General features: G+C 50.6%; 15 protein-coding genes. 5 read left to right on the top strand and 10 right to left on the bottom strand.

All coding sequences use genetic code 11. The features are described 5' to 3' along the window. Positions 1 to 57 precede the first annotated feature (57 nt). From KZ483_RS01770 to KZ483_RS01745, 6 genes are all read right to left on the bottom strand, one after another. The gene (locus KZ483_RS01770) at positions 58 to 1,260 is read right to left on the bottom strand and encodes a substrate-binding domain-containing protein (RefSeq protein WP_220351083.1); all 1,203 of its coding nucleotides are present in this window, start codon (positions 1,258 to 1,260) and stop codon (positions 58 to 60) included. Positions 1,261 to 1,345: 85 nt separating this feature from the next. Then, the gene (locus KZ483_RS01765) at positions 1,346 to 2,233 is read right to left on the bottom strand and encodes an SMP-30/gluconolactonase/LRE family protein (protein ID WP_220351082.1); all 888 of its coding nucleotides are present in this window, start codon (positions 2,231 to 2,233) and stop codon (positions 1,346 to 1,348) included. A 15-nt stretch (positions 2,234 to 2,248) separates the two neighbouring features. Beyond that, positions 2,249 to 3,016: a sugar phosphate isomerase/epimerase family protein gene (locus tag KZ483_RS01760; RefSeq protein ID WP_220351081.1), complete on the bottom strand. Its 768-nt coding sequence runs from the start codon at positions 3,014 to 3,016 to the stop codon at positions 2,249 to 2,251. Further along, positions 3,013 to 4,359 (bottom strand): MFS transporter, encoded by a 1,347-nt coding sequence (locus KZ483_RS01755; RefSeq protein ID WP_220351080.1) that lies wholly within the window; start codon positions 4,357 to 4,359, stop codon positions 3,013 to 3,015. Before KZ483_RS01755 ends, KZ483_RS01760 begins: the two co-directional genes overlap by 4 nt. A 42-nt stretch (positions 4,360 to 4,401) precedes the next feature. Next, a complete protein-coding gene (locus tag KZ483_RS01750) occupies positions 4,402 to 5,376 on the bottom strand; it encodes a 2-hydroxyacid dehydrogenase (RefSeq protein WP_220351079.1) in 975 nt (324 codons plus the stop codon). 21 nt (positions 5,377 to 5,397) lie between these two features. Continuing rightward, a complete protein-coding gene (locus tag KZ483_RS01745; protein ID WP_220351078.1) occupies positions 5,398 to 6,231 on the bottom strand; it encodes a sugar phosphate isomerase/epimerase family protein in 834 nt (277 codons plus the stop codon). A 284-nt stretch (positions 6,232 to 6,515) separates the two neighbouring features. Here KZ483_RS01745 and KZ483_RS01740 point away from each other — a divergent pair, with 284 nt between their 5' ends. The 5 genes from KZ483_RS01740 (at position 6,516) to KZ483_RS01720 (ending at position 11,717) form a co-directional block, all read left to right on the top strand. Continuing rightward, positions 6,516 to 7,196: a class II aldolase/adducin family protein gene (locus KZ483_RS01740; RefSeq protein ID WP_258881503.1), complete on the top strand. Its 681-nt coding sequence runs from the start codon at positions 6,516 to 6,518 to the stop codon at positions 7,194 to 7,196. A gap of 7 nt (positions 7,197 to 7,203) precedes the next feature. Beyond that, on the top strand, positions 7,204 to 8,640 hold the full coding sequence (locus tag KZ483_RS01735; protein ID WP_220351077.1) for an FGGY-family carbohydrate kinase: 1,437 nt from the start codon (positions 7,204 to 7,206) through the stop codon (positions 8,638 to 8,640). Then, a complete protein-coding gene (locus tag KZ483_RS01730) occupies positions 8,637 to 9,284 on the top strand; it encodes a histidine phosphatase family protein (RefSeq protein WP_220351076.1) in 648 nt (215 codons plus the stop codon). Before KZ483_RS01735 ends, KZ483_RS01730 begins: the two co-directional genes overlap by 4 nt. 18 nt (positions 9,285 to 9,302) lie before the next feature. Further along, on the top strand, positions 9,303 to 10,766 hold the full coding sequence (gene rhaB / locus KZ483_RS01725; protein ID WP_220351075.1) for a rhamnulokinase: 1,464 nt from the start codon (positions 9,303 to 9,305) through the stop codon (positions 10,764 to 10,766). A gap of 198 nt (positions 10,767 to 10,964) precedes the next feature. Continuing rightward, positions 10,965 to 11,717 (top strand): DeoR/GlpR family DNA-binding transcription regulator, encoded by a 753-nt coding sequence (locus tag KZ483_RS01720; RefSeq protein ID WP_220351074.1) that lies wholly within the window; start codon positions 10,965 to 10,967, stop codon positions 11,715 to 11,717. A gap of 211 nt (positions 11,718 to 11,928) precedes the next feature. Here the strand turns inward: KZ483_RS01720 and KZ483_RS01715 are convergent, their stop codons facing one another. The 4 genes from KZ483_RS01715 to KZ483_RS01700 form a co-directional block, all read right to left on the bottom strand. Then, on the bottom strand, positions 11,929 to 12,279 hold the full coding sequence (locus KZ483_RS01715; protein WP_220351073.1) for a hypothetical protein: 351 nt from the start codon (positions 12,277 to 12,279) through the stop codon (positions 11,929 to 11,931). Between the two features lie 57 nt (positions 12,280 to 12,336). Further along, complete coding sequence (locus KZ483_RS01710) at positions 12,337 to 13,536, bottom strand: ParM/StbA family protein (RefSeq protein ID WP_220351072.1); 1,200 nt, start codon at positions 13,534 to 13,536, stop codon at positions 12,337 to 12,339. Between the two features lie 192 nt (positions 13,537 to 13,728). After that, complete coding sequence (locus KZ483_RS01705; RefSeq protein WP_220351071.1) at positions 13,729 to 14,187, bottom strand: hypothetical protein; 459 nt, start codon at positions 14,185 to 14,187, stop codon at positions 13,729 to 13,731. A 173-nt stretch (positions 14,188 to 14,360) separates the two neighbouring features. Then, positions 14,361 to 16,130 (bottom strand): ABC transporter ATP-binding protein, encoded by a 1,770-nt coding sequence (locus tag KZ483_RS01700; RefSeq protein WP_309568627.1) that lies wholly within the window; start codon positions 16,128 to 16,130, stop codon positions 14,361 to 14,363. Positions 16,131 to 16,151: the final 21 nt, after the last annotated feature.

The following is a 16,151-nucleotide window of genomic DNA, read 5'->3' as shown; positions in this document are numbered from 1 at the left end:
CGGGCGGCGGCGCCCCCCGCAGTGCTGCAAGGGGCGCTCTTCCGCAATATTTGTCCATTATTCGATCGGTTTGCCGTTCTCGAAATAGCTGTTTAATTTCTCTTCCGTCATATAATCGGTCGGCGACGGATCGACCCATGAGGTCGGGGGCTGATTCGGTTTAAAATATTTTTTCATCTCAGGCGCGTTTAGTGCCGGCGGGTCGTTGATAATCAGGTTCATCAGAGGATGCTGGCCTTGCAGAATGCGAAGTCCGACGCGAAGGCCGAGTGTCGATTCCGTCGGCGGATCCATGGCTCCGACGGTTTTATATTCCGGATGCTCATGCCAGTACTGAACGAAGTTATACTGACCGTCAGCCGATATGGGAACGATTGGCCGGCCCGACTGCTCTAACGCTTCAAGAATTCCCTGTGCCATAACACCGGACTGCCAGACCGCGTCGATCTTCTGCGGATGCGTGGCAATAACGTTAAGCATTGCGGCCTTGGCCTGCGAATCCGAGAAGTTCCCGGACGTCGATGCGATAACCTTAATATCCGGGTATTGGGCGAAAATCTTATTGGCGGCCTTCTCGCGAATCGTACTGCTCGGCTGTCCGGGAATCCCGTTCATCATGACGATATTGCCTTTTCCGTGCAGCATATCGACCAAGCCCTGCGCCATCATGTTCGCGAACAGGATCTGATTGATCCCGACGTTCTGGGCATAAGGACTGCTTACGAAGTTGTTGAAGGATACAACCGGAATACCGGCCTTAAAGGCCTTTTCAATGACAGGGTTAGTAGCCGTTTCCGATATCGGATTGATCAATATGAGGTCGACCTTCTGGGCGATCATATCGTTGATCTGGGCGATCTGGGTGGTGACATTGTTATCCGCGTTAACGACGATAAGCTTGCTTACGATCCCCTTCTGCTTATACTCGTTGAACAAATCCTGCATATCCTGCAGGCTCTGTGCCCGCCAGGTCGGACCCATCGTCCCGTTTGCGAACCCGATCACATAAGGTCCTTTCTTCGCTTTCCACTTGGCATAGGCGGAGGTGGTGACAGGCAATGGACTTTCGACGTACGTCATGGCTAATTCGGCGGGCGGTTTAACCGGCTGGAACTCTGAGGTTGCCGCTTCCGCAGCCGGTGCTTTCGGCGATACGGCGGCAGTACCGGTTGCAGCTGTGCTGCAGCCTGCCGCCATGACCAGAATAAGCGCGCAAATCGCGCTGATTGAAACGACCTTGGCCAAAACCTTCTTCTTCATGGAAACTCCCCTTTTCGCATCGCATCTGATGGAATTCAATTATTGCCGCCAGCGTTCTGTCAACCGTTAATATTGCGGTAATTGCTTACGCCCTCTTAATCCCGACCGGTATACGATAAACGGAGGTTGTCGCCGTAATATACAGAACCCGGCCGTCGGAGCCGCCCCATGTCAGATTCGAGGCGATCTCGGGAACCCTCAGAAGTCCGACTTCATTCCCCTCAGGGTCGAATATCCATAGTCCCGCGGGCCCGATGCAGTAGACATTCCCCGCTGCATCCACCTTCAGTCCGTCAGCGACTCCCGCTCCCTTGCTTTCGTCCAATTCGGCAAACACGCGGCCGTTAATTAACCGGCCCTCCCCGTCGAAATCGAATACACGGATATGCTGGCGTTCCGTGTCATTGATAAATAATTTTCGTTCATCAGGGGACAGCGTAAGTCCATTTGGTCCGGCAAAATCATCGACCAGCAGCGTCAGATTTCCGCCTGGGGCAAGTCTGTAGACTCCCTGGAACGGAAGCTCCTGCTCCTCCGGCGCGCGCAGCTCCATCACAAGCCCGTAATTGGGGTCTGTGAAATAAATCGATTTGTCCGAGCCGACAATGACATCGTTAGGGCTGTTCAGCCTTTTACCGTCGTAGCGGTCTGCAAGCGTAACGATCGGTCCGGTCCGCTCGTTCAGGGAATACAGAGACAGCCGCCGGCCGGCATGCTCGCAGGTGACGAGTCTTTGCTCATGATCGAATGTCAGTCCATTCGACATTCCGCTCGGCCGGCGAACAACCGATAACCTACCTGATTCCTTGAACCGGTAAATAGTGTTTCCCTTGATGTCGCTGAATACGAGAGATTCATCTACCTTATCCCAGGCTGGACCCTCTGTGAAGACAAATCCCGTTACCGCCCGTTCGAGTTCAGCGGTTCGGGCAAATAAATCGTAAAATACGTTTGACATAACTTCGGCCTGCATGTGTACGCCTCCAAACTATGCTTGTGATAACAGCTGCACGTAATGCCTTGTACTGCCTTCCAGGTCATCTGCTGTAATCGGAAACTCAATGACACGGGGAAGCTCCTTCGGAAAATGCGACAAAACCTGCCGCCACTCTGCATCGGCCTCATCCGCAAGCGGTGCTGCCAGTAATCGGCCGTTCCGCTCTGCCGCCCACTTGAAATGCACATAAACCACATATTCCGCCAGCGTATCCGCAGCCTTGACAATATCCTCACCCGCCCAAATCCAATTGCCGACATCAAATGTCATCCGGATCGGAATTTCCGCTTTTGCGCAATCATCGAGAAACCCTCGCAATATTTGTGCATTTCCTCCATGATTGGTTTGGTCGTTCTCCACAGCAAGGTGAATCGGAAGATCTGCGAGAGCTTCATGCAAGCAGCTTTTAAGCGCTTTCAGATCGGACTTTCCCGGAATGTACGTTCCAAGGGTCGTCTTCACAAAGCTGACACCCAGGCGCGCTCCTTCGAGCAGCGTCTGAGATAATTCCTTGCGGTTCAGCTCCCCTTCGGGCGACCATATCTCTACGGATGCCGAGATAGCCGCTCTCAAACCATTCTCCTTCAGCGCATTCCGCAGTTCATCAAATGGCAGCACTCCTGCAGGGAACAGCTCGCGCCTTATTTCAAAACCGCTTGCTCCTGTGCGGGCCGCTAATGCCGCAAAATAAGGCTGCCCGTATTTCTTCACCAGTTCGGAGCCGTACACCGATGCGGCCACAAATACCGGCGATGTCATAGTTTTCCCTCCACATATTGCGTATTTTCCAGACCTGTCTGGATTTGTTTGCGTGGTTTCGAGCCGCTGACCTTGCCAGGCAGCGTGAAGGATAAAGCAGCCCCTATCATAAGGGATACAACCAGACTGTAAATACCGATTCCCGAATTGTATTGAGTTGTGAGGAATCCTACAATATAAGGACCCAAGAAACCGCCCAGATTTCCTATAGCGTTGATGACGCCCCGGGACCCGGCGGCAACCTCCGATGAGAAGAGCTGTGAAGGAATGGTCCAGAACACACTCGAAGCCGATTGAATGAATACACCGCAGCCTATAAGAAATCCGAAGGAAACCCATATATTCGCTTTAAATTGAACCGATAGAAACAGACAAAGGGCAAACCCGATCATCGGCAGGATCGTGTACAGCTTCCTGTTCATGCTTTTATCCGCAAGTGCCCCGAAGATAAGAAGGCCGACAGCTGTACCGATGTAAGGAAAGATCGACAAGATTCCGACACTGCCCATTCCCGAGTGCGTCAGCTGTTTAATCAGGGACGGCAGCCAGAGTGCAAATCCGTATATACCGGTCTGGTAGAAGAAATAGATGAGAATAAGCTTCCACATATCCATACTTTTAAAAATATCGGCAAAACGGGCTGCACCCCCAGGTGCCGAATCTGCGATGGATTGCTGCTCCTCGCGCAATTTGCCGGTAATATAATCGCGTTCCTCTTTGGATATCCACTTGGCTTCTTCAGGACGATCGCTTATCAATTTGACGCAAGCAAGCGCGATTACCAAGGACAGCAGGCCCTCCACGAAGAAGATGGAACGCCAATCGGAGTAAATAAGGATTAAACCGGATAAAGGCCCGGTTATGATCGGTCCGATCGCATTATTCATAATGAAGAAGGAGGTTGCCCTGCCGCGTTCTTCGTTAGGAAACCAATTATTAATAATAACCAATACTGCCGGTAACACTCCGCCTTCGGCGACTCCTATAAGGAAACGGATAACGAGTAACTGCCATACTTCCTGTACGAGCCCCGTAGCTGCCGCCAGTAAGCTGAAAGCGACAACGGACCATCCGATGAATTTCTTGGCGCTTCGCCGGTGGGCGATTAATCCGCCGGGAACTTGAAGCATAATATAGCCGAAGAAGAGAACCCCGCCCGCAATCCCCGAAACAGTCGCCGTCATGCCAAGCGCCTTGTCCATTCCGCCCGCGATGGCGAAGCCGATGTTGACTTTGTCCATGTATGAGAATATGTAAATGAGAATGATCGGAGGTATGATTCGCAACCAGCGCTTGGCAGGGATTTTCTTATTTGCTGCAACCTCGGATACATGAAGACTCATGTCCATCCATCCCCTCGATATTGAATGATTTACCGCATGGTTCTACCTCATTCCGGAATAATTGACTGAGGGATTAACACATGCCGGAAGCGCTTTCTTATTCAGCCCGGCCAGTAAATTGTCTACCGTCAGCATGGCTATGCGCTCGCGTGTCTCAGAGGTACAGCTCCCGATATGAGGAGTAATCAATATGTTAGGCAGCGTCAGCAGCGGATGGTCGCCCGGCAATGGCTCGGGATCTGTTACGTCTAATGCCGCATAGGCGATCTGGTTTGTTTTCAAAGCGTCGTAAAGCGCATCCGTTTGCACGAGCGGCCCTCTGGCAGCGTTTACAAAATAGGCGCCTTGCTTCATTTTTGCAAACTGCTCTCTGCCGAACATTCCGCGGCTATGGGCCGAGAAAGGGACAAGGACAACTATGCAATCCGCTTCGGTCAGCAGTTCATCGAAGGAAACATATCTTGCTCCGGTCCGCTCGTCATCCTCCCTGGGCTTGCGGTTGTGGTAGATAACATTCATGCCGCTCGCCTGCGCCCTTCTGGCAACCGCACTGCCTATATCGCCCAGTCCGACGATCCCGAGCGTTTTACCATACAAATCAGAACCAAGCACTTCCCGCCATTGCCCTGCTTTCACGAGATTCCAGCCTTCATGGATACGCCGCATTGCCGTTAATAAGATACCGAAGGCGAGATCCGCCGTTGCTTCCACCAATACGCCCGGGGTGTTGCCGAACGGAATGCCTCTTCTTGTGCAGGCTTCCACATCGATATTGTCATATCCGACTCCCGCCTGAGCGACTACCCGCAGCTTCGGAGCGACTGACAGCAGCTCGTCATCCACCTTTACCGCGTGACCGACACTGAACAACCCATCCGCATCCTGTAGCCAATCAACCAATGTTTCTCTTGGGATCGGTCCCGGTCCCTCCCATAATCGGACCTCACAGTGCTCCTGAAGCTTACGATAAGGGACAGGCCAGGTCTTCTCCGTTAATACCACTTTGAATTTACTCATTCTTGTTATGGCTCCTTCGCTTCAGTTTCCAATAGCGCCTTGTTGAACAATCGGGATTAATTGCTCCTTCACATACTTGCTGTTCTCCATCATAGCGCCGTCCGGGTCCGCCACCGCTTTCTCGGATTCTTCCTCCACCATAATCCAGCCGTTATATCCGGTGTCCCTCAGGTGCCGTACAATACGCGGAAAATCAATCACACCTTCGCCCATCGCCTTCCACACATCATCTGCCGAGGCATCCTTAAAGTGAACGTGCTTGATCAGCGAGCTGTAGGTTTCTATTATTTCCGCTGCGTCCATCCCTCCGCAGGCGATGTGGCCTGCATCAGGCGTATAGCCGATAACACGTGTGTCCAGACCATCGAAGAGCAGTTCATAATCCTCTTTGGTCCGGAAGACCGAGCCCGGCGGTGAATTGGGGTGGAACGAGCAAACGATACCGTGGTCCTGCGCCCTCTTGGCAAGTGAGTTTACGCAATTGATAATGTTCCGTTGGCGCTCCGCTAATCCATCGCGGTTACGGCCAGGGGTCGGCACCACGTTTAGCAAAGCGTTGGGAAAATTGGCAAGATAACCGATAAAGTAATCCGCCAGCCTGCGCTCCTCGTCAGTCTCTTCCGTTTCCCTCCATGATAAGGAGAGAGTCAATGCGGCGAGCTCAAGGTTTCGGTGCTGCATTTCTTCCTTCAGCTTCAAGGGGTGATCGTAAAACCGTCCCAGCATAGCCACCTGTGTATCAAGACCTTTGAATCCCCCCTCCTCGATTACGCTGAGGATATGAGGAAGCTCATCCTTATGCTGTTCGTAGGACATTTGCCACGTATAACCATGGCAGCCAAATTTTATACCCATTTAATCCCTCCGGCATTTCAATGTACAATTCAATTATCATATGACAATTCTATTTAGTAAACCAATAATATATGATAATGAATACGCTGTCAACTAAATTTATGCTTTGTAAATAAAGGTGTTGGCAAAGCAGGAATTCGGCTAAAACGCCTTTAATTGAAGCAATAAATTAACCGGACCAATGCGGAAACAATCATTTGACAAATATATTGTTTATCGTTTATTATTGTTTCGATAGATAATGCACTAAGCGTTCATTATAAACCGATAAGGATGGGATCATTATGACTTCATCGATTACTTCTCAAGTAATGAAAGAGCTAAGCTTTTACGGGACCAAGATCGTTCAGAAGAATCTTGCTGTCGGCCCCGGAGGGAACATCAGCGCCCGGGAAGGAAAAACGATGTGGATTTCGCCAAGCGGTCTGGCTTTGGACGAAATCACCGAGGACCAGTGGGTCGCCGTCGATATCGAGACAGGTCATTATCAGCATCCGACGCTGAAGCCATCGTCCGAAATAGCCATGCATCTATACATTTACAGGAAGCGCCCGGATGTTAACGCGGTCGTTCATACACATCCCCCGGTCACGATAGCAGTAATCAGTTCCGGCTATGATGAAATTCCGTTTATGTTTCCCGATCATGTCGCATTGGTTGGCAAGCTCTCAAGCATCGATTATGTCGTTCCATGTTCGGAAGAGCTGGCACAGGCCGTTATCCAATCGATAACGCCGTCATCTACCGGCCTGCTGCTTAAAAATCACGGTCTGATTACGATAGGAAGCACGTTTAAACAGGCCTATTACCGGACGGAGCTTGTAGAGGACGCGGCAAGAGTATTCTGGATGGCGAAATTAATGGGGACTCCGAGAATATTAACGGGCGAAGAAGCGGGCGAGATACTGGGTCTGGAAGCGGAGAAATACCGCCAGAAGCTGCTCGATACGAAGCTGGGCGGGTGAACAGCTTATGCCGGCCAATTACAGCATGTTCATCGGCGTAGATATCGGAACACAGGGTTTGCGCGTTGTCGCTATGGACCACACAGGGCAGGTTTACTCCACGGTGAAAGAGACCTTCTCATGGACGGATAACAGAGAGCAGCAGGATCCGAATGTGTGGTGGGCGGCACTTGTTAACGCCCTTCAGAAATTGCGCCGCGAACTCGGAAGTATGAACTCGCCGGCGCACCATATTAAAGCGATTTCCGTTACTTCCACTTCCGGAACCGTTATACCGCTTGATCGAAATTATGAGCCGCTTCATTCCGCCCTAATGTACAGCGACAAGCGCTCGCTTGCGGAAGCAGAGGCATGCTCGGCGGCATCGGGCTTGTCCTTCAATTCTTCCTTCGGTCTTCCCAAGATGGTTTGGTTTGGGAATCAATACCCTGACCGGGCGGAGCGCATTCATCTTTGGAGCCATGCAGCCGACTTTATTATCGGCAGATTAAGCGGAGTCTGGGGAGTTACGGATTACACCAACGCTTTGAAAAGCGGATACGATCTGGTGAATGAACAATGGCCGGATTACATTCACTCGCTCCTGCATATTCCGGCATATCAACTGCCGCAGGTTATTCCTCCCGGGAGAACGTTAGGCGGCCTGTCCGCAGAAGTGGCCCGGATGACCGGTCTTCCTCAGAGCATACAGGTCGTGGCGGGGATGACCGACGGCTGCGCCTCGCAGGTCGCTTCCGGATGCGCGAAGCCGGGGGACTGGAACACAACGATCGGCACTACTTTAGTCGTCAAAGGGATCACCTTGAAGCCGATTCAAGATCCGCTTGGACGCGTTTATAATCATAAGCATCCCCAAGGCTATTGGATGCCGGGCGGGGCAAGCAATACAGGTGCAGATTGGATTACGCGCGACTACGGCTCTTCGGACTTGTCCGAGCTGAATCAGGAGGCGAAGAAGTGGCTTCCGACTCCCTGGCTCAGCTATCCGCTTGTGCAGACAGGAGAGCGCTTTCCTTTCCTGTCCGCTGCGGCCCGCGGCTTTGACTCGGACGGAATAACGCCGCAGCAGCGGTTTGCCGCACGCCTCGAGGGAGTGGCGTATATCGAGCGCTTATCCTATGAATGTATTGAATCGTTGTCATCGGAGAAAGTGGACAGCATTTACACGGCAGGCGGCGGCAGCTTAAGCGATGTGTGGCTCAATATCCGCAGCAATATTTTGAATAAACCGATCTATAAGATGAAGCATGTCGAGGGCGCAGTCGGCGCCGCGATCATTGCCGCTTCGAACACGGAATTCGGCTCATTGGACGAGGCCGTGCGCCGGATGGTGCAGGTCGACAAATGTTTCGAACCGGGGACGCTTCGCGAAGCCTATCATGAGAATTACTACAGATTTATAGACGTCTTAAAGGCGAAAGGATACTTGGAGAGTGCTATTTGAACGGGAAAGGCAGTGTGCTGAGCATGACGCGATTTTACATTTTGAGACATGGGGAAACGCAGTGGAATCATCAGGGGAACAAATACTGCGGCATTTCCGACATCCCGCTGAACGATACGGGAAAAATGCAGGCTCTGCAGGCAGCGGCTGCTTTGAAACAAACATCCTTTGCCGCTGTTTACTGTTCCCCTCTGCAAAGATCCCGGGAAACGGGGCAAATCATTGGTAAGATTCTTCATGCGACGCCAATCGCCGACGAACGGGTTCGTGAAATTGATTTCGGGGCCTGGGAAGGAAAAACCAGACAGGAGATCGAATTGGAATACGCTGAAGAATGGAATGAGTGGCTGCAAAATCCCGGCACTACTCCGGCCGGGGTTACCGGCGAGTCAGCGAATGAAGTATGGTTACGATACCATTCCTTTATCAAGGATAAGAGCTTTGAGCATGCAGGGGAATCCGTGCTGGTCGTTGGTCACAATACCTCCAATCGAATGCTCTTTGCCGGTTCGCTCGAACTGCCTTTCAACAAATATCGAAGCTTTGTTCAACATAATGCGGGCATATCCGTTCTCGAATCCGAACAGGATGAACTCCGCTGGATACACATCAATCTGACGGCGAATAATCACTCTCCATTATAGGGAAAGAGGTCTTCCGTTATGGGCGTATTGGCTTTCGATCTCGGCGCAAGCAGCGGCAGAGCGGTAGCGGGCCGGTTAAACTGCGGCCTGCTGACAATCGAGGAAATCCACCGGTTTTCCAATATCCCGGTGCAGCTGCCGGGTCATCTTCATTGGGATATCCTGAATTTATTTCGGGAAATCAAACAAGGCCTGCTTAAATCCCGAAGCCTCGGCTATCCTCTGCAAAGTGTGGCAATCGATACCTGGGCGCTGGATTTCGGCCTCATTGACCGCAAGGGTGAGCTGCTGGGAAATCCCTACCACTACCGCGATGGTCAGACTGAGGGAATGATGGACCAGGTATTCGAGGTAATCAGCAGGGAAGAGATTTTCTCCCGGACGGGAATTCAATTTATGCCGGTCAATACGCTGTACCATCTGTTTGCAATGAAAAGAAACCGCTCTCATCTACTCGAGCAAGCAGACCGGTTCTTAATGATTCCCGATTTACTGCGGTATTTTCTTACGGGCGAAGCTTATACCGAATATACGAATGCTACTACCACCCAGCTTTTCCATGCCGGTTCCCGCACATGGGACACCAGAATTCTGGGCCTGCTGGATATTCCGGCGCACTTGTTCGGCTCGATTATACAGCCGGCCGCCTTCGCCGGAACTGTGCTCCCTTCGATCAGCAAGGAGCTGTCACTTCCTCCCCTGCCGGTCATTGCCGCCTGTGAGCACGACACGGCATCAGCCGTTGTAGCAGTTCCCACGGTTGATCGGGACTTCGCTTATATAAGCTGCGGGACGTGGTCCCTTATGGGCACCGAACTGAGCGAGCCCCTTCTCTCCCCCAAGGCGCTCGGGTACAATTTCACCAATGAGGGCGGAATCGGGGGTACTTACCGCTTCTTGAAGAATATTATGGGTCTTTGGATTCTCCAGGAATGCAGACGGATATGGGAACAGGAGAACAAACCCTTCACATTCCCGGATTTAATAGAAGCCGCCACTCACGCCAGGCCGCTGCAAGCGTTCATCGACCCGGACCACCTGACGTTTCTCCGCCCTGATCATATGCCTGAGCAAATTATGCAGTATTGCCGGGATACGAAGCAGCCGGTTCCGCATAGCGAGGGAGAAATCGTCCGCTGTATTATGGAGAGTCTGGCACTTAAATACAGAATGGTTCTGGAAATGACGGAGGAGCTTACGGGCAAGAAATTCAAAGGGCTTCACATCGTAGGCGGAGGATCGCATAACTCGATGCTTTGTCAGTTTACGGCCAACGCAATTGCGCGGCCCGTGTGGGCAGGTCCCGCGGAAGCGACCGCAATCGGGAATATCATCGTACAATATATGGCGCATGAGCAAATAGGTACTGTCCGGGAGGCGCGGGAAATTGTTAAAAAATCGTTTCCTCTCGTAACGTACGAGCCCGACGATGCCGATGAGTGGAACGATGCTTATGCCAGATATCGCAGTCTCATCGGTTAATTAACCCTAGCTTCAGGCTGACATGTGTTAAAGACACATGCAGCCTTTTATTGTTGCCGGCTATCAATTCATTCATAGAATTTTATCGTTTGATAATTGATACTTATCAAATAACTTGATACAATATTTTTAATTGATTCCTGAAGGTCAAGGGTTATCGGGATCCTATACGAATAAACGAGGCGATAGATGATGTTCGTGGATGAAAGGCACCAGAAGATACTCGAAATACTCGACGAAGAAAAGTCCGTCGATATTCATTATTTAAAACAGGTCTTGGCCGTATCTGAACCGACCATCAGAAACGATCTGCGTTTTCTTGAATCTGAAAACAAGCTGCAGAGAATTCACGGCGGAGCTATTCAGTTACCCAAGACAAAAGAAGTGTCTTACAGCCAGAGAGCGGTAGTCCGGCAGAGTGAGAAGGAGCGAATCGGCCGGGCTGCGCGGGAATTTATTCAGAAGGGCGAAACGGTGTTCCTGGATGCCGGGTCAACGATCATGGCGCTTGCGGAGCAGCTGCCTTCCGGATTTGAATTTAACGCGGTAACAGCCGCCCTCCATATCGCGCTCGAAGCAGGCAAGCATCCGAATGTGTCGGTTCACCTGGTAGGCGGAATGCTCCGTTCCTCCCTTCAGGAACTCATCGGGCCTAAGGCGATTCAAGGAATCCGGGAGGTTCATGCTCATAAGGTCTTTCTTAGCATCAGCGGGGTTGACCTTGCCAAGGGGATTACCGAAAACCATGTCTTCTCCGCCGAAGTGAAGAAGGCCATGGTTGAATCGGCCGATCAGGTTATTCTGCTCGCCGATTCGAGCAAGATGGGGAAAGTTTATTTTGCAGACGTTCTGCCGCTTACCGAAGTCGATGTCATTATTACCGACAGCGGGATATCGCCGGAATTTCATCAATCCTTATTAGACATGGGTGTTGAGGTTATTATTGCGTGAGCTGATTCAACTGTTACCGTGTCTTTCAACATTCCAAAGTAATACCAAGTAATTCCCGGTAATACCCGGTAACATCCCGTATCATCACGAGATATTAAATAGCACACACATTTCTTGAGGTAATGCCGTAATTTTGATAGCTTGCTTCAACAAATTAAACACCTCCGGATAATACTTAGTGTTACCCGGTGGTGTTTTGTATTCCAGCATACTATGTCCATGAATCTATATCATCGTCGTCAATATCGTCCTCGACCGGCTGTTCCGGTTCATTCGCCTCTTCAAGCTTCCCGGCAGCTGCTGCTTCCAGACTTGCCGCAGCTGCTGGCGATGTCATTGCTTCAGTATTGTGAGCGGGTGAACCGGGTACCAATAAGGTACGTTCTGCCGGAATGCAGGACTGCAAATTTCGAACTCCATGCTGATGAAGCTCGTTTTCGATGAGATAACGCAGCGAATCCATTAAGTTCGTCTGGGCATTGATCCACTGCATAATTGCCGGATTTTCGTTTTTTTTCGTTTTTAAGCTGATATTATCTCCAGGTTGTTTGATTTTCTTCATGCCTGCCACCTTCTCCCGCCGCCGCACCTTAACTTATTTGGGCACACCCAATATGCATTAGACGGGCTGAGCCGCCTTATTTTTAAGAGCTTCGTAGATTTTGCCCCGAACGAAAGCATCAAGGCCCATCGCGTTGAGCTGAACTGCATATTCCGATGGAACATAGAGCAGCTTCATGTCGCGCTCATCGCTAATTTCCTTGAGTTGCGGATACAGGATGGAGCGCATCAGAATGCTTCCTCCCCCGTAAACGCAAATAATGTCGATTTCATTTCTTGCCTTTGTCAGCTGCCTCTTCACATTTTGAATAATCTGCCGCACTTGGCTCTCGAGTGGTCTCTTCAACGTTCTAATGGCCCGGGCGTGGAATTTATGCTTGCCGTTTTTGATGACATCGCTGAAAAACTGCCGGGGGCTGTCGGGCAGATGAATAAGACGGTTAAATTCATCGAGCGCTTCCTCGATCGCATAGCCGATTCCATGGTGGCTGCCGTGGACAAACTGCCGCAGAAATTTATTGCCCTCCGTGATCGGATACTCGGTCGAGCCATCGCCGATATCAACGTGAAGAATGCGCTTATCCTTAAAGTAGCTTCCGTTGAATTTCTTCTCATCCTGTTCATACGTTTCGGCAAATTCCTTAAAGATGCTCCCTTCCCTCCAGCCGCCATCAGCATCCTTTTGTAAGGTAAAGATAACGGGCGTAGCTTCGGGGACTACCTTCGTAAATGGAAAAACGATCTTGACCGCCACCCGCTGAATGCCGAGATGGACCGTGACATGATGTGTTCCGGACATGAACCGTCTCTCGAACTTTGCAGCATTCTCGTCGGTATGCTGAGTGACCGGCAATGCCGTAACCATATCGACTTCTACTTCAATATTCTCCGGTACCTTCTTCTCTTCCGCATATGCCTTTTGCACGGCTGCGGCAGCAATCTGCGCCAGCGTGTTGACGATCGGCAGATCCATGTCGCATTTCAAATCGATACCGATCTGCAGAGTATCGAGAATTTCACCGCTCTCTAAAGCAAATTTGCCGATATAATACATAGCCGGGCGTGCCGCCGGAGAATCGACTGTGACAACCAGCTGATCCTGCAGATTTTTAATAAAACTCTCCGGAGCCTGCTCTTCGCTCCATGGCAGTGTATCCACTGTACAGTTAACATTGGGCTGCTGAATCAATTTCCCGTCAATAATCATGTCATGCTCGCTGTTGCCGTTATCGTTGCCTACGAAAAAGTGGCAGTTCATCAAGATTTGCCTCCTCATTGTCATCATATCATTCGGTATTACTTTGTAGCCCCGCGTAGTATTTGGAGATACATTGTTTATCTTTAATCAATTCCATCTGTATTTGTAAACTCCTGCCTGTTTGACAAAGGTTAAGATGTTTTAATGAAACAAGACCACCGGGATCGCTCCCAATGGTCTCGCTTAACGGCGTTAGTTCGCTATTTTGTTCCATTCCGGATATTCTTCCAAGTAACCGAACTGGCTTAATTCCTTTAGCGCTCTGCGGATGCTTTGTTCGTCCTCGCCCGACTCGCACGATAGCTCCAGCAGATCGTTCAAATTGACATGTGGATGCTCCTTACAGAACGTAAGCAGACCCTTTGCGGCCCAAGACAGCCGGTCATCCTGGAAGTCGCCCACCATTTGGCGATAGATCTTATGCGGTAGAATCTTCAGTTCGACAAGGCTTTGCAAGGCCTTCGTCACCTGCTTGAGATTCATCCGGCCGTGCTTGGCGATAACCCTTAAATCGGGCAGGTAAGACTCGGAAGAGTAACATTTCAATACAATGTACGTCATCTGTGCATATATATCCACACCGGGCTGTTGAAAAATTTCGTTTGAAAGCATAAAATTACGGGCGCTTTCGTTGACCTGAGCGTCAGCCATTCGAATTCCTCCTTATCTCGGATTATCCTTACAGCGATAAGAATATGTTGATAGATTTCGAATACGTCAAAGTCATTTGAGAGGGTTAGCTCTGAATTCTAATATTTTTAATATGACTCGCGAAGTGAATTTTTATAAAAAAAGGCCTGCCTTTCCCGGCAGGCCTCAAACGATTAAGCTGTCCTTTCTGCAGCAGCAAGTGATGCTTTCTCGCCTTTTTGCAGCTGATACATCTTGTAATATCTGCCTTCGAGCGCCATTAGCTCATCATGATTGCCCCGTTCGACTATTTCGCCGCGGTGCAGGACAAGAATCTGGTCGGCTTCCCGAATGGTCGACAATCGATGCGCTATGACCAAGGTCGTTCTGCCTTCGCTGACGACCTGCAGCGCTTTCTGAATTAACCCCTCGGTCTCGCTGTCGATGCTCGCCGTAGCTTCATCCAGTATCAGGATGGAGGGATCGAAAGCCAGCGCTCTGGCGAAAGAAATCAGCTGCCTTTGGCCGGAGGAAAGCGTGCTCCCCCGCTCCACCACCTGCTCATCATAACCGTTAGGAAGCTGTTCTACGAACGGTGCGGCTCCTACATCGCGTAACGCGCTTTTCACCCGGTCCAATGTAATGTCTTCATTGTACAGGCTGACATTGAATTTAATATCTCCGGCAAACAAATACGGGTCCTGCAGAACAATCCCCATATGCTTGCGCAGCTCTTGCTTGGAGTACGTCGTTATGTCGCGTCCATCAATCGTGATCCTGCCCTCTCCCGGTTCGTAGAAGCCGAGCAGCAGATTAATGATCGAGCTCTTACCGGAGCCCGTATGACCGACAAGCGCAACCGTCTCCCCTTTACGGGCCTCGAAAGAGATCCGCTTCAGAACGTTCTCCCCTTCTTTATAAGCGAATGTGACATCGTCGAATTTCACTACACCTTCCGGACGGCGCACCTGATCCGTCTTCTCGACTTCAACACCTTCGATATCCATGATGGCAAACACCTTATCTGCGGATACAAACGCACGCTGCGCATTCGTCAGCTGATCGAAAATTCCGATAACCGGTTGAAAGATCCGACCCAGGTAATCGATGAAGGCATAGAATACACCAAATGAAATTGCCGTCTGAAGCGAGTCCCGGCCAAAGTACCAAATCACCGCTGCGGTAACTAGACTGCCGATGGTTCCCACTGCATTGCGGGAAGACAAGGAGAAAACCTTGAATTGCTTGATCTGATTGACATAGCGGTCTTCATTCAGCACTTCAAATTCGTCCAGCGTCACTTTCTCCCGGCGAAACGCCTGAATGATCGGCATGACGGTGATCGATTCGTTAATCATGGCGTTCATATCGCTGAGACGGGCACGCATGATTGTGATGAAGATTTTCGAGTATTTCAGATGGACAATCATGATTAGCACGAACAGCGGCGGCAGCAGCAGGCAAAACAATGCGAGATGCACATCCAGGATAAACAGCGCGATGAATATACCCGTTAACTGGACAAGGCTCACGACGAACGTCGCCATAAAGCTCATGAACAAGTCGCGGATAGCCTCCGTGTCATTGGCAATTCTCGAGACAACCTGACCGATCGGCGTATTGTCAAAATAACGCAGCGGAATCCGCTGAATGTGCCGCATCAAGTCCATCCGCATGTTTTTGATAATTTGCAGCGCGGTAGATTGCAGCATATACGATTGCGTAAAGTTGCTGATACTGGCCGTGAGCAGCAGCCCCATATACAGAGCAAGGAGCCCCAGCACCGCCCCCAGATCGCCTGTATCCTTGGACAAATACCGGTCAATTATCGTTTTCGTAATATAAGGTCCGCCAAGCTCGGCGCCTACCGCACAGCACAGTATGAGCAGCGCGCCGATAATTCTGAATTTATAGACGAGAGCATACGCGAGCAGTCTTCTCGTCGTGGATTGCTTCGGCATCATAAGTTCTCCTTTAATAGATTC

Origin of the sequence: Paenibacillus sp. sptzw28 (genome assembly GCF_019550795.1) — a bacterium.
Classification (GTDB): Bacteria; Bacillota; Bacilli; order Paenibacillales; family Paenibacillaceae; genus Paenibacillus_Z.
Note: the sequence above shows the minus strand (reverse complement) of the source record. Positions and strands in the feature narration are given on the sequence as shown.

Bases quoted from the DNA above. Each gene is read 5' to 3' on its own strand.
- KZ483_RS01770 (WP_220351083.1), bottom strand. From the start codon at position 1,260: ATGAAGAAGAAGGTTTTGGCCAAGGTCGTTTCAATCAGCGCGATTTGC.
- KZ483_RS01765 (WP_220351082.1), bottom strand. From the start codon at position 2,233: ATGCAGGCCGAAGTTATGTCAAACGTATTTTACGATTTATTTGCCCGA.
- KZ483_RS01700 (WP_309568627.1), bottom strand. From the start codon at position 16,130: ATGATGCCGAAGCAATCCACGACGAGAAGACTGCTCGCGTATGCTCTC.
- rhaB (WP_220351075.1), top strand. From the start codon at position 9,303: ATGGGCGTATTGGCTTTCGATCTCGGCGCAAGCAGCGGCAGAGCGGTA.
- KZ483_RS01715 (WP_220351073.1), bottom strand. From the start codon at position 12,279: ATGAAGAAAATCAAACAACCTGGAGATAATATCAGCTTAAAAACGAAA.
- KZ483_RS01760 (WP_220351081.1), bottom strand. From the start codon at position 3,016: ATGACATCGCCGGTATTTGTGGCCGCATCGGTGTACGGCTCCGAACTG.
- KZ483_RS01735 (WP_220351077.1), top strand. From the start codon at position 7,204: ATGCCGGCCAATTACAGCATGTTCATCGGCGTAGATATCGGAACACAG.
- KZ483_RS01755 (WP_220351080.1), bottom strand. From the start codon at position 4,359: ATGAGTCTTCATGTATCCGAGGTTGCAGCAAATAAGAAAATCCCTGCC.
- KZ483_RS01750 (WP_220351079.1), bottom strand. From the start codon at position 5,376: ATGAGTAAATTCAAAGTGGTATTAACGGAGAAGACCTGGCCTGTCCCT.
- KZ483_RS01745 (WP_220351078.1), bottom strand. From the start codon at position 6,231: ATGGGTATAAAATTTGGCTGCCATGGTTATACGTGGCAAATGTCCTAC.
- KZ483_RS01710 (WP_220351072.1), bottom strand. From the start codon at position 13,536: ATGAACTGCCACTTTTTCGTAGGCAACGATAACGGCAACAGCGAGCAT.
- KZ483_RS01705 (WP_220351071.1), bottom strand. From the start codon at position 14,187: ATGGCTGACGCTCAGGTCAACGAAAGCGCCCGTAATTTTATGCTTTCA.
- KZ483_RS01740 (WP_258881503.1), top strand. From the start codon at position 6,516: ATGACTTCATCGATTACTTCTCAAGTAATGAAAGAGCTAAGCTTTTAC.